Source organism: Phycicoccus sp. Root101 (assembly GCF_001426245.1).
Lineage (GTDB): Bacteria > Actinomycetota > Actinomycetes > Actinomycetales > Dermatophilaceae > Pedococcus.
Genome location: NZ_LMCM01000010.1, coordinates 45,385 through 59,652, shown reverse-complemented (window position 1 = coordinate 59,652; position 14,268 = coordinate 45,385). Strand labels below are relative to the sequence as shown.

Here is a 14,268-nt window from a genome sequence, read left to right as displayed (position 1 = left end):
CTCGGGTACCCGTGGCTGGGAGCCGGCGGCACGCAATACGGTGAGGGCATGCGCGTCTTGGTCACCGGCGGTGCCGGCTACATCGGATCCCACACCGTCGTCCAGCTCGTGGCGGCCGGGCACGAGGTCGTCGTCATCGACAGCTTCGCCAACTCCAAGCCGACGGTGGTGCCGCGGCTCGAGGCCCTGATCGGTGGGCCGCTCGAGGTGCACGCGTTCGACCTGACCGACCGCGACAAGACCGAGAACCTGTTCGCCGAGCGGAAGTTCGACGCGGTCATCCACTTCGCCGGGCTCAAGGCCGTCGGCGAGAGCGTCGAGGTGCCCCTGGAGTACTACCAGAACAACCTCGACTCAACCTTCGCCCTGGTGCGGGCGATGCAGCGCCACGGCTGCTTCCGGCTCGTCTTCTCCTCCTCCGCGACCGTGTACGGCGAGAACGCCCCGGTCCCGATGAAGGAGGAGTTCCCGACCTCGGCCACCAACCCGTACGGCTGGACCAAGGTGATGATCGAGCAGGTGCTGCGTGACGTCGCACGCACCGACGAGCGCTGGCGGATCGCGCTGCTGCGCTACTTCAACCCGGTCGGGGCCCACGCCTCGGGCACCATCGGCGAGGACCCGCAGGGGATCCCCAACAACCTCATGCCGTTCATCGCGCAGGTCGCGGTCGGCACGCGCGAGAAGCTGAGCGTCTTCGGCGACGACTACCCGACGCCCGACGGCACCGCCCTGCGGGACTACATCCACGTCGAGGACCTCGCCGCCGGCCACCTCGCCGCCCTGACCAGGCTCGGCACCACCGACGAGGTCGTCTCCACGTGGAACCTCGGCACCGGGCACGGGACCAGCGTCCTCGAGGTGCTGCACGCGTTCGAGAAGGCCTGCGGCCACGAGCTGCCGCACGAGGTCGTGGGGCGCCGCGCCGGCGACATCGCCGCGTCCTACGCCGACCCCAGCCGGGCCGAGGCCGAGCTGGGCTGGAAGGCCACCCGCACGATCGAGGACATGTGCGCCGACCAGTGGCGCTGGCAGCGCGAGAACCCGGTCGGCTACCCGGACTGAGCGGCCTCGACGACCCAGTCGAACAGCGCCTGCTGGTGCGGCACGGTGGCAGCGTCCACCTCGGGGTGCCACTGCACGGCGATGACGCGACCGTCGGACGACTCCATCGCCTCGACGCAGCCGTCGGGGGTGGTGGCTGACAGCAGGTAGCCGTCGGCCAGCCGGTCGCAGGCCTGGTGGTGGTTGGACCAGCCGTCACGCCGGAGCCCACCACCGTCGCGGACCAGGACGCGTTCGAGCAGGGTCCCCGGAACGACGTCCACGGCGTGGGAGTTGTCGGCGTGGGCGACCGAAGTCTCCTCGAGGTGCTGGTGGATCGTCCCGCCGAGGACGATGTTGAGCACCTGCATCCCGCGGCAGATGGCCAGCACGGGCAGCCCTGCCTCGACCGCGGCACGCGTCACGGCCACGTCCGCGGCGTCCTGCTCGGCCGGTGGGTGCGTCTCGCGCGGGTGCACGTCCGGGACACCGAACGGTCGGAGGTCGAGGTCCTCGCCTCCCTGGAGCACCACGGCGCCGGCGTGGGCCACGAGGTCCCTCGCCCGCTCGACGGACTCGGGCCAGGCGAGCACCGGCTCCCCGCCGGCGCGGACGATGGCGTCCACCAGGGACCGCGGGGCGAAGACGCCCGGGCGCGGGCGTCCCTCGATCTGCCCCGCCCAGCGAGCGGGCACGAGGACGAGCGGACGCGGCATACGCAGGACCCTAACCAGCCGGAGCGGGCGGTGAGACGCGAGTCACGGGTGGTCGGGACCTTCGCCCCTGTCACCAGGTCTACGACGCGGCGTAGTATGTACTACGAACCGTAGTAGTGCCCCGCAGTCGTGCAGAGAACCCCGGAGCAACGATGGACAACCTCGACCTGGCCAGGTGGCAGTTCGCCATCACCACCGTCTACCACTTCCTGTTCGTGCCGGTGACAATCGGCCTGTCCGCCCTCGTGGCCTGGTACCACTCCTCGTGGGTGCGGCGCCGCCGGCCGGACGACCTGCGGCTCGCCAAGTTCTTCGGCAAGCTCTTCACGATCAACTTCGCGCTCGGGCTCGTCACGGGCATCGTGCAGGAGTTCCAGTTCGGCATGAACTGGTCGGACTACAGCCGGTTCGTCGGAGACATCTTCGGCGCACCGCTGGCGATCGAGGCGCTCCTCGCGTTCTTCCTCGAGTCGACCTTCCTCGGGCTGTGGATCTTCGGCTGGGGCCGCATCCCCGAGAAGCTGCACGCAGCCTGCATGTGGATCGTGCACGTGGGCACGCTGCTGTCGGCGTACTTCATCCTCAGCGCCAACTCGTTCATGCAGAACCCCGTCGGCTACCGCCTCAACCCGGTGACCAAGCGGGCCGAGCTGACCGACTTCGGCGCGGTCCTCACCAACAAGGTGCAGCTCGTGACGTTCCCCCACGTCGTCGCGGCGGCCTACCTCGTCGGGGGCGCGGTCGTCATGGCCGTCGCGCTGTGGCACCTGCGCCGGGTCGACGTGGGCACGGACGAGGGGATGTACCGGCGCGCGACCCGCCTGGGAGCCGTCGTCACCCTCGTCGCGGGTCTCGCCCTCGCCGTGACCGGCGACATCCAGGGCAAGATCATGACCGACGTCCAGCCGATGAAGATGGCTGCGGCAGAGGCGCTGTACGACAGCTCCGACGGCAACGCCCCCTTCTCGCTGCTGACGATCGGCTCGCTCGACGGCAGCGAGGAGAAGTTCGCGGTCACCGTCCCCGGGCTGCTGAGCTTCCTGGCGACCGGGCACTTCGACGGCAGCGTCCAGGGCATCAACGAGCTCAAGGCGGAGTACGCGCAGAAGTACGGCACCGGCAACCCGCTCACCGCGGACGCGACCTACACGCCCAACATCCCGCTGTCCTACTGGAGCTTCCGGCTGATGATCGGCGTCGGCATGGCCGCCTGCCTCATCGCCCTCGCGGTCCTCTGGACGACTCGCGGCGGTCGCGTTCCCCGCGCGCGCTGGTGGCACTGGGTCGTCATCGCGACACCGCTGCTGCCCATCTTCGGCAACAGCTTCGGCTGGATCTTCACCGAGGCCGGTCGCCAGCCGTGGCTGGTGTTCGGCGTGATGTCGACCAGCACCGGGGTCTCACCGTCGGTCTCGGCCGGCGAGGTGGTCACGTCGATGGTCGTCTACACGCTGCTCTACGGCGTGCTCGCGGTCATCGAGGTGAAGCTCTTCCTCACCTACCTGCGCGCCGGGGCGCCGCCGTTCGAGGACCCCGTGGTCGCCGCCGACCAGGACGAGGACGCCCCCCTCGCCTTCGCCTACTGACCGCCGTCGCTGACTGACTGACTGACTGACTGACTGACTGACTGAAAAGGATTGCACCGCAATGGAACTCAGCACCGTGTGGTTCATCATCATCGCCGTCCTGTGGACCGGCTACTTCGTCCTCGAGGGCTTCGACTTCGGGGTGGGCATGCTGCTCCCCGTCCTCGGACGGGGCGAGGACGACGAGACCACGGAGAAGCGCCGCCGGGTCATGATCAACACGATCGGCCCGGTGTGGGACGGCAACGAGGTCTGGGTGCTGACGGCGGGTGGGGCCACCTTCGCCGCCTTCCCGCACTGGTACGCCACCATGTTCAGCGCGTTCTACCTCCCCCTGCTGCTCATCCTCGTCGCCCTCATCGTGCGCAACCTCGGGTTCGACTACCGCGGCAAGCGCGATGACGCCACGTGGCGGGCCCGCTGGGACGCCGCGATCATCGTCGGCTCGGCGGTGCCGGCCCTGCTCTGGGGCGTCGCCCTGACCAACGTCGTGCGGGGCCTGCCGATCGACGCGAGCAAGGAGTTCACCGGCAACCTGTTCACCCTGCTCAACCCGGTCTCGCTGCTCGGTGGCCTCGTCACCGTCGGCCTCTTCCTCACCCACGGCGCGTTGTTCGTGGCCCTGAAGACCACCGGCCCGATCCGTGAGGACGCCCGGGGCGTCGCCACCCGCACCGGCGTCGTCACCGCCGTCCTCGCCGTCGCCCTCCTCGCCATCCTCGGCGCCGCTGACGGCAACATCGGTTCGTGGGTGTCGACCGTGGTCGCCGCCGGCGCCCTCGTCGCCTCCCTGGCGGCCAACCTGCGGGGCCGCGAGGGCTGGGCCTTCGTCGGCACCTTCGTGACCATCGCGATGGCCGTGACGACGTACTTCCTCCTGCTCTTCCCGAACGTCATGCCCAGCACCCTCGACGCCGCGTGGTCGCTGACGACCGCCAACGCCTCGAGCACGCCCTACACGCTCAAGATCATGACGTGGGTGGCGGTGGTGTTCACGCCGATCGTGCTGCTCTACCAGTCGTGGACGTACTGGATCTTCCGCAAGCGCATCGGCACGCAGCACATCCCGGGCGCCACCAGGCACGACCACGCCGAGCCCAGCCCGGCCACCCGCTGATGCGTCCGTTCGACCCGCAGGTCCTGCGCACGCTGCCCGAGGCCCGACGCCCGCTCGCCACCCTCGGCGCCGTGGGCGTGGCCCAGGGCATCGCGACCGTCGCCACGGCGTTCGCCCTGTCCGCCGTGGTGGTCGCGGCGGTGAGGGGTGTGCCGCTCGGCGCCCCCGCGGCATACCTGCTCGGACTGTTCGTGGTCCGCGGGCTGCTCGCCCTGACCGGCGAACGCGTGGCGGCGTCGGCGGGTGCCGCGGTCAGCGCCGGGGCCCGCAGCCGCCTCCTGCGCCACTGGGCCGCCGCCCCGGCCGAGCGGCGCCCCGACCCGGCGACCGCCCTGGTCCTCGCCGACCAGGGAGCGACGAGCATCGAGCCGTACGTCGCACGGTTCCTGCCCGCCCTCGTCACCGCCTGCGTCGTCCCGCCGCTGGCCGTCGTGGTCCTCGCGGTCGTCGACTGGCGCAGCGCCCTCGTGGTCGTGCTCACCCTGCCGCTGCTCCCGGTGTTCGCCGCCCTGATCGGGGCCACGACCCGCGACGCGACCCAGCAGCGCTGGAAGGCACTGGCCTCCTTGTCCGGGCACTTCCTCGACGTGGTGCGCGGGCTGCCGACGCTGGCGGCCTACGGTCGGGCCGAGCGACAGACCGCCGTCATCGGCGAGGTCAGCCAGCGGCACCGCCGGACCACCATGGCCACCCTGCGGCTGGCCTTCCTGAGCTCGGCAGCGCTCGAGCTGCTCGCGACGATCTGTGTCGCGATCGTCGCCGTCATCGTGGGGCTGCGGCTGTCGCACGGCGGCCTGGAGCTCGGGACGGCCCTGGTCGCGATCCTGCTGGCGCCCGAGGCCTACTGGCCGGTGCGACGGGTGGGCGCGGAGTTCCACAGCGCCGCCGACGGTGCCGCCGCCCTGGCCGAGGTCACCGCCCGGCTCGGCGACGGGGCGCAGGAACGACAGGACCACGGCGTCCTCGTCCACACGGTGCCCAAGGCCGCCCGGGTCGAGGTGCACGGGCTCGGGTACACCCACCCCGGAGCCACGCACCCGGTCCTGGACGACCTCGACCTCGCCGCCGGCGTCGGCCTCACCGTCGTCACGGGTCCGTCGGGCGTCGGCAAGTCGACCCTGCTCGCGCTGGTGGCCGGCCTGCGGACACCCTCCCGGGGGACGGTCACGGCGCCGGCGACGCACCTCGTGACGCAACGCCCGTTCCTCACGACCGAGAGCATCCGCAGCAACCTCACCCTCGGAGGCGACTCCAGCACACCGGGCGAGTCGTTGTGGGCGGCGCTGCGGGAGGTGGGCCTCGAGGGCCCCGTCGCCGCCCTGCCCGCAGGTCTCGACACCCCGCTCGGCGACGACGGCCGCGGGCTGTCGGCCGGGCAGCGGGCCCGCCTCGTCCTCGCGCGGGCCACCCTCAGCCGGGCCACCGTCGTGCTCCTCGACGAACCCACCGCCCACCTCGACGAGGCCACCGCCGCCCTGACCCACGAGGTCATCGCCACCCTCGCCGAACGCCGCTGCGTCATCGTCGTCACCCACCGCCCCGAGCTCGTCGCCCTCGCCGACCAGCACGTGCACCTGCAGCCGGTCGGGGTGACCGCATGAGCAGCCCCCGGGTCGGCCGGCGCGTGGCCTCGCCCCGCGTCGTCCTCGCCGGGGTCATCGGCGCCGGCGCACTCGGGTCGGGGGTGGCGCTCACCGCGACCTCCGGCTGGCTCATCGTCCGCGCCAGCGAGCGCCCCGTCATCCTCACCCTGCTCACCGCGATCGTGGCCGTCCGGACGTTCGGGATGGCGAGGCCGGTGCTGCGGTACCGCGAGCGGCTGCGTTCGCACGACGCCGCCCTCGACGACCTGGCCCGGGCGCGCACCGACGTGTATGCCGCGCTGGTGCCGCTGACTCCCGCCCGCCTGCCCCGCCGGGGTCGGGCAGCGTCGCTGCGCGGCGTCGTCGACGACGTCACCGACCGGGTCGAGGCGCAGGTCCGGGTGACGGTGCCCGTGCTCGCGGTGACCCTGACCGGCGCCGGTGCCCTGGTGCTGTGCACCCTCGTCGAACCCGCGGCCGGCATCGTCGTCGCTGGCCTCCTCGCCACCGTCGCGGCGGTCACCATGGTCGCCTGGCGGGTGGAGGCACGAAGCCAGGTCGAGCTCGGCACGGCCCGGGAGGAGCTGACCCGGGTGACCGAGCTGGTGGCCTCGCAGGTCGACGAGCTGCAGGCCATCGGGGCCACGGCCGCTGCGCTGGCCCGGGTCGACGAGGCCCACGCAGCCGTCGCGGCGAGCACGCGACGCCAGGCCGTCGGCCGCGCCCTCGCCGCGGCCGCCCTCCCGCTCGCGACCGCGCTGGCCACGGTCGCGTGCGCCGTCGTCGCCCGTCGCGGTGGGCACTCCGACCCCGTGACGGCCCTCCTGGTGCTGGCGCCGTTCGCCCTGGCCGAGGTGTTCGGCTCCCTGCCGGACGTCGCCCGCTCATGGGCCCGCGCGCAGGCGAGCGCGACGCGTCTGGACTTCCTGCTCGACGCGGAACCCGCCGTCGTCGACCACCCGCAGCCCCTGTCCGGTCGGCTGCGCCCGCGCCGGCCGGGCGGCACGCCCCACCTCGAGCTGCGCGGGGTCAGCGCGACCTGGGACGGCACCCGCACCCACCTGCCCACGACCGACCTCGACCTGCCGGCCGGGACCGTGCAGGCCGTCGTCGGGCCGAGCGGTTGCGGCAAGTCGACCCTCCTCGCCGTCCTCGCGCGACAGCTCGACCCGTCGGACGGGCGGTTCCTCGTGGACGGGGTCGACGTCCGTGACCTGCCTGCCGCCACGGTCCGCGACCTCGTCGCCGTGGTCGACGACGAGCCGCACGTGTTCGCGACGACCCTGCGCGAGAACCTGCGACTCGCCAGACCGGGTGCCGACGACCGGGCCGTCGGGCAGGCGCTCGACGACGCCGGGCTGGGCGAGTGGTTCGCGTCGCTCCCGAACGGTCTCGACACGGTCCTGGGCAGCGGCGGACAGGGCGTCAGCGGCGGCGAACGTGCCCGGCTGTCCATCGCCCGCGCGCTGCTGTCCGGCCGACCCGTGGTGCTGCTCGACGAGCCCGTCGCCCACCTCGACCACCCCACCGCCGTCGCGGTCCTGCGGGACCTCGTCCGGTCCCGCGGCGGGCGCACCGTGGTCGTCGTCAGCCACCGGCCCGAGGGGCTCACGGACGCGGACGGCATCATGGACCTGACGAGCCCGGAGGTCGGGCTCGTGGGACAGGTGGGATGACGATGCCGCACAAGGCGATCAACAAGCTCGGCGAGCTCGAGCGTGCGGTGATGGACGCCGTCTGGGCGGCCGGGGCCGACGGTCGCGCCCCCCTCTCGGTCCGCGAGGTGCACGACGAGCTGAGCCGCAGCCGCGACCTCGCCTACACGACGGTCATGACCGTCATGGGGCGCCTTGCCGAGAGCGGGCTCCTCACGCAGGAGCGCAGCGGACGGGCCTACCTGTATGCCGCGGCCGACTCCCGCGAGGAGCTCACCGCCACCTCGATGCGGGCCCAGCTGAGCGGCATGGCGGCCCCCGACCGACGGACCGCGATGCTGCACTTCCTCGGGGATGCCACGGCAGAGGAGATCGCCGACCTCAAGGCGGCCCTCGCCGAGGTGGAGCAGCGGCACTCCGAGGGCCCGCGACCCTGACCGGGGAGCTCGCCTCCGCTGCTCCGGCCGCCACCGTCGCGCTGGCCGTGGCCGCCGGGTCGTTGGCCGGGCCGGGTCCGCGGGTCATGGCCGGGCTGACGCGGTTCAGGCGGGCACCGTTCGAGGCGCTGGTCGTGTGGCAGTGCGTGTCGCTGGCCGGGGTCGTGGCCGCCCTCGCCGTGGCGCCGGCGGCTGTCGCGAGCACCACGCTGCCGGGGTGGGCCACGGTCGTCGCCCTCCTGTTCAGCGGCGGCATGCTCGCCCGCGTGCTGTGGTCCGGTCACCGGGTCGGCACCCGGCTGCGCAGCGAGCGCCGTCGCCACGGCGAGCTGGTCGACGCGCTCGGGACCCATGACAGCCGCACCGCGGGCCTGGCCGGGGGCGAGGTGCGCGTCCTCGCGCACCCCACGCCGACGGCATACTGCCTGCCCGGGCGGCGACGACGGGTGGTCCTCACCGAGGGCACCCTGCTGGCCCTGCCCGCCGACGAGCTCGCCGCGGTCCTCGCGCACGAACGGGCGCACCTGCGGGCGAGGCACGACCTGGTGCTGGAGTTCTTCGCGGTGCTGCACGAGGCGGTGCCGTCGCGGCTGCGGGCGGTCGAGGCGCTGCGCGAGGTCCGGTTGCTCGTCGAGGTGCTGGCCGACCGGGCCGCCCGCAAGGTCGCCGGACCGGTTCCGCTCGCCCGCGCCCTCGTGTCGCTGGCCAGGGGCGCGCACCCGGACACGGCCCTGGGAGCCACCGACGGCACGACCGACGGAGACGCTGCCGACGGCGGTGCCGTGGGCGGGAGCGCCGGCGACGGGGGCGCCGCCGACAGGTCTGCCGGGGCGTCGTCGGCCACCCGCGACCGCATGCTGCTGCTCACCGAACCCGACGCCAGCCCCGCCCTTCGAATGGCGATGCTCGCGTTCGCAGCGCTGGTGCTCACCACGCCCGTGGCGCTGCTGGCCGTCGCACTGGGCTGAACCGCGGCAGGGTTGAATGGCCGCATGAGCACCAACCGGCCCTACCGCGTCACCGTCGTCTGCACCGGCAACATCTGCCGGTCCCCCATGGGCGAGTTCCTGCTGCGCGAGCGGTTCGCCGACGCCGGGCTCGAGGACGAGGTGGTCGTCGACTCCGCCGGGACGCACTCGTGGGAGGTCGGCAACCCGGCCGACCCACGCACGCTGGCGGTCCTCGCCCGCAACGGCCACGACGACCTCGGCGGCAGCGACCACGTGGCCCGCAGGTTCGAGCGGTCGTGGTTCGACGAGGTCGACCTGGTCCTGGCCGCCGATGCCGGCCACCACCGCGAGCTGACCAAGCTCGCCCGCACCGACGAGCAGCGGGCCAAGGTGCGGATGTTCCGGTCCTTCGACCCCGTCTCCGCCGAGACCGACGACCTCGACATGGACGACCCCTGGTACGGCGACGACAGCGCCTTCGACCAGACCTACGCCGAGGTCACGGCCGCGGCGGACGGCGTCGTGGAGCACGTCCGGCGAGAGCTCACCTCCCGCCGCAACTGACCGCCGGTCCACCGACCCTCGTTCGCGAGTTTGAAGCAGCAGCGACGCCTGGGCTGTGCTGCCGCTTCAAACTCGGCGGCCAACCTCCCGGAATAGTTGAAATTGAAACGATGTTGTGGTGGCATGACCACGATGACGACGCCGTTCAGCCTCCGTCTGGCCCTCGCCGAAGGGCTCGCCGACCGCGGTGACCACGCGGCGGCGGCCACGGCCTACGCCGAGCTCGTCGAGGAGACCACCCGCGAGGACATGGGCCACGGCACCACGGCCCTGCGCACCGAGTTGGCCCGCGCCTACTTCGGCTCCGCCCAGCTCGGCCGGGCCGAGGCCGTCCTGCGCGAGCTGGTCGACCAGGCGCCGGACGACGGCTACCTGCACCTCCTGCTCGGCCGCACCCTGCAGCGTCAGCGCCGCCACGACGACGCCCGCCGCCACCTGGCCCTGGCCAGCATCCTCGGCGACCACGAACGCCCCACCGCCTACGGTGAGGCGAGCACCCGCCGATCGGCCTGATCCACCCGCGTGAGAGGACGACGATGACCGACTACGGACACGAGCTGGAGTTCGGCATCTTCCCGAGCCCGGACGCCGACCGCCTCCACGAGACCCTCGCGATGGCGGAGGCCGCCGACGTCGGGGGCCTCGACCTCGTGACGATCCAGGACCACCCGTACCAGGCCAAGCACCTGGACGCCTGGACCCTGCTGTCGGTGATCGCGGCCCGCACGACCTCGGTCCGGGTCGCCCCCAACGTCGCGAACCTGCCGCTGCGCCCACCTGTCGTCCTCGCGCGCAGCGTCGCGACGCTCGACCAGCTCAGCGGCGGGCGGGCCGAGCTGGGTCTGGGGACCGGGGCGTTCTGGGACGCGATCGTCGCCGCCGGCGGCCCCCGCCGGACCCCCGGCGAGGCGGTCGAGGCCCTCGAGGAGGCGATCGCGGTGATCCGTGCCCTCTGGTCGGGGCGGGGCTCGGTCACCCTCGACGGCGACCACTACCCGGTCAGGGGCCTGCACGCGGGCCCGGTCCCGGCGCACGACGTGGGGATCTGGGTCGGCGCGTACAAGCCGCGGATGCTCCGCGTCACCGGTCGCCTCGCCGACGGCTGGCTCCCGAGCCTGGGGTATGCCGCGCCGGAGGCCCTCTCGGCGATGAACGCCACGATCGACGAGGCAGCGGAGAAGGCCGGCCGGTCGCCCGTGGACATCCGTCGCCTCTACAACATCCACGGCCGGTTCGGGTCCGGCGGCGGCCTGCTCGAGGGCCAGCCGCGGGACTGGGCCGAGCAGCTCGCCGAGATCACCCTCGACCAAGGAATGAGCACCTACATCCTCGCCGTGAGCAGCCTCGACGACGTCGAGCGGTTCGCCGCCGAGGTGGCTCCGTTGACCCGCGAGCTCGTCGACACCGAGCGCGCCCGCGCCGCTGTCCAGCCGGAGGCACCCGAGGCGGCGGCACCGACCCGAGGGGAGACGCTCGAGGTCCGGGCCACGCAGGCCCCGCGCACCAACGTGCCGGCCGACGTGTGGGACGAGTCGACCCGACCCAGCGCGCCGGTCGACCCGGACGAGCGCTTCACCGCCACCCAGCAGGCGACCGGGCAGCACCTCGTGGACGTCCACGACCACCTGCGCGGCGAGCTCGAACGCCTCCGCGACGTCGTCGAGCAGGTCGCCGCCGGCGAGACCGACGCCGGGCGGGCGCGCAACATCATCAACGAGCTGACGATGCGCCAGAACAACTGGACGCTGGGTGCCTACTGCGCGTCGTACTGCCGCGTCGTCACCGGTCACCACACGCTCGAGGACCGCTCGGTCTTCCCGCACCTGCGGCACAGCGACCCCCAGCTGGCCCCGGTGATCGACCGGCTCGAGGCGGAGCACCACGTCATCCACGACGTCCTCGAGCAGGTCGACCACGCACTCGTCCAGATGGTCTCGGGCGAGAAGGGCACATCGGTCGTACGCGACGCCGTGGACCTCCTCGGCGCCACCCTGCTGTCACACCTGTCCTACGAGGAGCGGGAGCTCATCCCCGCCCTCTCCCGCCACGGCTTCAGCTGATCGAGCGGTGGCGCTGGCCGATGCCGGCGGTGCCGTAGGGGTAGTCGTCCATCTGCGGGGCACTGACCTCGGAGAGCCGGTCGAGCTGCTCCGCCGTCAGGTCCAGGTCGGCAGCCGCGAGGTTGTCGGCGAGCTGGGTGACGTTGCGCGCGCCGAGGATGACCGAGGTGACGGCCGGCTGGGCGGCAACCCAGGCGAGGGCGACCTGCGCCGACGTCGCGCCGGCCTCCTCAGCAACCTCGCCGACGGCGTCGATGACCGCCCAGGTCCGCTCCTGCTTGTTGCGCGGGCCCCACGCCTCCATGCCGCGCTCCGGGTCCTCGCCGAGGCGGGACTCGCCCGTCGGCGTGGTGTCGCGCTGGTACTTGCCGGTCAGCCAGCCACCGGCCAGCGGCGACCACGGCAGCATCCCGAGGCCACCGTCGAGGCAGGCCGGGACGACCTCGTGCTCGATGTCGCGGACCAGCAGGTTGTACTGCGGCTGCAGCGTCACCGGCGGCGTCCACCCGTGCTCGCGGGCGGTGTGCACCGCCTTGGTCACCTGGTAGCCGAGGTAGTTGGAGAAGCCGTAGTAGGAGATCTTGCCGGCACTGATCGCGTCGTCGAGGAAGCGCAGCGTCTCCTCGAGCGGGGTCACCGCGTCCCAGGCGTGCATCTGGTAGAGGTCGATGTGGTCGACGTCGAGGCGCGTCAGCGAGGCGTCGAGGGCCTCGCGCAGGTGCCGACGGGAGAGGCCGAGGTCGTTGCGCCCCTCGCCCATCGGGAACCTTCCCTTGGTGGTGATGACCAGGTTCTTGGCGTCGTCGGGGTGGGCCTTGAGCCAGCGGCCGATGATCTCCTCCGAGACGCCTGCCGAGTAGACGTCGGCCGTGTCGAGGAACGTGCCGCCCGCCTCGACGTAGGCCGTGATGATGTCGCCGGAGGTGGCTTCGTCGGCCTCCGCCCCGAAGGTCATCGTGCCGAGGCACTGGGTGGAGACGACGGTGCCGGTGGATCCGAGTGTGGTGTAGCGCATGCCTTCCACCGTATGCCGCGCGGCCGGGCGCCGCTCGACTGGACGGGTGTGCGGGAGGGGTCGGTTCCTCTGGGAGACTGGGGCCATGGCTTCGCTTGCTGACGCGACCCCCTCCATCGCCCTCGGTTCCCTCGACGGCCGCTACCGCGGTGTCGTGGCCCCGCTGGTCGACCACCTGTCCGAGCCGGCCCTCAACCGGGCCCGTGTCCGGGTCGAGGTCGAGTGGCTGATCTGGCTGACGACCCACCAGGTCGTCCCGGGGGTCCGCTCGCTCACGGAGAAGGAGCAGGACGAGCTGCGCCAGGTCGTCGCGGACTTCGGGGCCGACGAGATCGAGGAGCTCGCGACGATCGAGCGCGAGACGCTGCACGACGTCAAGGCCGTCGAGTACTTCCTCAAGCGCCGCCTCACCACGATCGCCCCCGCCGAGGAGGACGCCGGCCTCGCCGAGCTCATCCACTTCTGCTGCACCAGCGAGGACATCAACAACCTGTCCTACGCGCTCATGGTGCAGGGCGCCGTCCAGCAGGTCTGGCTCCCCCGCGCGACCCGCCTGGTCGAGGCCGTCGCGACGATGGCCTCGGACCTGCGCGACGTGCCCCTCCTCGCCCACACGCACGGGCAGCCGGCGACGCCGACGACGATGGGCAAGGAGCTCGCGGTGCTCGCCCACCGCCTCGGCCGCCAGCTGCGCCGCATCGAGGGCGCCGACTTCCTCGGCAAGCTCAACGGCGCCACCGGCACGTATGGCGCGCACCTCGCCGCCGTCCCTGAGGCGGACTGGCCCGCGCTGAGCCGTGGGTTCGTCGAGTCCCTCGGCCTGGAGTGGAACCCTCTCACCACCCAGATCGAGAGCCACGACTGGCAGGCCGAGCTGTACGCCGACGTCGCGCGGTTCAACCGCATCCTGCACAACCTCTGCACAGACGTGTGGACCTACATCTCCATGGGCTACTTCGCCCAGGTCCGCGGCCAGGGCACCGTCGGCTCGTCGACGATGCCGCACAAGGTCAACCCGATCCGGTTCGAGAACGCCGAGGCCAACCTCGAGGTGAGCAACGCGCTCCTCGACGTCCTCGGCTCGACCCTGGTCAACAGCCGCCTCCAGCGTGACCTCACCGACTCCTCGATGCAGCGCAACATCGGGTCGGCGTTCGGCCACTCGCTGCTCGCCATCGACAACGCCGAGCGGGGCCTGGCCGGCCTGGACGCCGTGCCCGCCGCGATGGCCGCCGACCTCGACCGGAACTGGGAGGTCCTCGGCGAGGCGGTCCAGTCCGCGATGCGGGCGCTGGGCGCCCAGGGCGTGGCCGGGATGGAGAACCCCTACGAGCGCCTCAAGGAGCTCACCCGCGGCCGCCGGATCACCGGCGACGACCTGCGCGAGTTCGTCGGCGGCCTCGGCCTGCCCGACGACGTCGCCGCCCGGCTCGCCGCGATGACGCCGGCGACCTACATCGGCGCTGCGCCTGAGCTCGTCGACTACCTCGACTGACCCCTCACCCCCGCAAACCTGTCGCCGAAGGGTGGGTGGTTGCCGC

13 protein-coding genes are annotated in these 14,268 nt (G+C 72.6%); 11 read left to right on the top strand and 2 right to left on the bottom strand.

What is annotated here, in order from left to right; genetic code table 11:
* The first annotated feature begins 48 nt into the window (after window positions 1-48).
* A complete protein-coding gene (gene galE / locus ASC58_RS17170) occupies window positions 49-1,065 on the top strand; it encodes a UDP-glucose 4-epimerase GalE (RefSeq protein ID WP_056915967.1) in 1,017 nt (338 codons plus the stop codon).
* On the opposite strand, the gene ASC58_RS17165 is transcribed toward galE, so the two are convergent.
* The gene (locus tag ASC58_RS17165) at window positions 1,053-1,760 is read right to left on the bottom strand and encodes a gamma-glutamyl-gamma-aminobutyrate hydrolase family protein (RefSeq protein ID WP_056920172.1); all 708 of its coding nucleotides are present in this window, start codon (window positions 1,758-1,760) and stop codon (window positions 1,053-1,055) included. The genes galE and ASC58_RS17165 overlap by 13 nt on opposite strands.
* Window positions 1,761-1,912: 152 nt before the next feature.
* Here ASC58_RS17165 and ASC58_RS17160 point away from each other — a divergent pair, with 152 nt between their 5' ends.
* From ASC58_RS17160 to ASC58_RS17120, 9 genes are all read left to right on the top strand, one after another.
* On the top strand, window positions 1,913-3,346 hold the full coding sequence (locus tag ASC58_RS17160) for a cytochrome ubiquinol oxidase subunit I (protein ID WP_056915969.1): 1,434 nt from the start codon (window positions 1,913-1,915) through the stop codon (window positions 3,344-3,346).
* Window positions 3,347-3,407: 61 nt separating this feature from the next.
* Window positions 3,408-4,463 (top strand): cytochrome d ubiquinol oxidase subunit II, encoded by a 1,056-nt coding sequence (cydB, locus tag ASC58_RS17155; RefSeq protein WP_056920171.1) that lies wholly within the window; start codon window positions 3,408-3,410, stop codon window positions 4,461-4,463.
* Window positions 4,463-6,064, top strand: a complete 1,602-nt coding sequence (cydD, locus tag ASC58_RS17150) for a thiol reductant ABC exporter subunit CydD (protein ID WP_056920170.1) — start codon at window positions 4,463-4,465, stop codon at window positions 6,062-6,064. The genes cydB and cydD overlap by 1 nt, the downstream gene beginning before the upstream one ends.
* Window positions 6,061-7,722 carry a thiol reductant ABC exporter subunit CydC gene (gene cydC, locus ASC58_RS17145; RefSeq protein WP_056920169.1) on the top strand — a complete coding sequence of 554 codons (1,662 nt, stop codon included), beginning with the start codon at window positions 6,061-6,063 and terminating at the stop codon, window positions 7,720-7,722. Before cydD ends, cydC begins: the two co-directional genes overlap by 4 nt.
* Window positions 7,719-8,138 (top strand): BlaI/MecI/CopY family transcriptional regulator, encoded by a 420-nt coding sequence (locus ASC58_RS17140; protein ID WP_369796256.1) that lies wholly within the window; start codon window positions 7,719-7,721, stop codon window positions 8,136-8,138. Before cydC ends, ASC58_RS17140 begins: the two co-directional genes overlap by 4 nt.
* 47 nt (window positions 8,139-8,185) lie before the next feature.
* Complete coding sequence (locus ASC58_RS17135) at window positions 8,186-9,106, top strand: M56 family metallopeptidase (protein ID WP_157598561.1); 921 nt, start codon at window positions 8,186-8,188, stop codon at window positions 9,104-9,106.
* Between the two features lie 24 nt (window positions 9,107-9,130).
* The gene (locus ASC58_RS17130; RefSeq protein ID WP_056920167.1) at window positions 9,131-9,652 is read left to right on the top strand and encodes a low molecular weight protein-tyrosine-phosphatase; all 522 of its coding nucleotides are present in this window, start codon (window positions 9,131-9,133) and stop codon (window positions 9,650-9,652) included.
* A 123-nt stretch (window positions 9,653-9,775) separates the two neighbouring features.
* A complete protein-coding gene (locus ASC58_RS17125) occupies window positions 9,776-10,165 on the top strand; it encodes a tetratricopeptide repeat protein (protein WP_056920166.1) in 390 nt (129 codons plus the stop codon).
* 23 nt (window positions 10,166-10,188) lie between these two features.
* Window positions 10,189-11,712: an LLM class flavin-dependent oxidoreductase gene (locus ASC58_RS17120; protein WP_056920165.1), complete on the top strand. Its 1,524-nt coding sequence runs from the start codon at window positions 10,189-10,191 to the stop codon at window positions 11,710-11,712.
* Here the strand turns inward: ASC58_RS17120 and ASC58_RS17115 are convergent.
* Entirely contained in the window at window positions 11,705-12,727 is a 1,023-nt protein-coding gene (locus ASC58_RS17115; protein WP_056915978.1) for an aldo/keto reductase, read from the bottom strand. The genes ASC58_RS17120 and ASC58_RS17115 overlap by 8 nt on opposite strands.
* An 85-nt stretch (window positions 12,728-12,812) precedes the next feature.
* Between ASC58_RS17115 and purB the strand changes: the two genes are divergently transcribed.
* Entirely contained in the window at window positions 12,813-14,222 is a 1,410-nt protein-coding gene (purB, locus tag ASC58_RS17110) for an adenylosuccinate lyase (protein ID WP_056920164.1), read from the top strand.
* The last annotated feature ends 46 nt before the right edge of the window (window positions 14,223-14,268 follow it).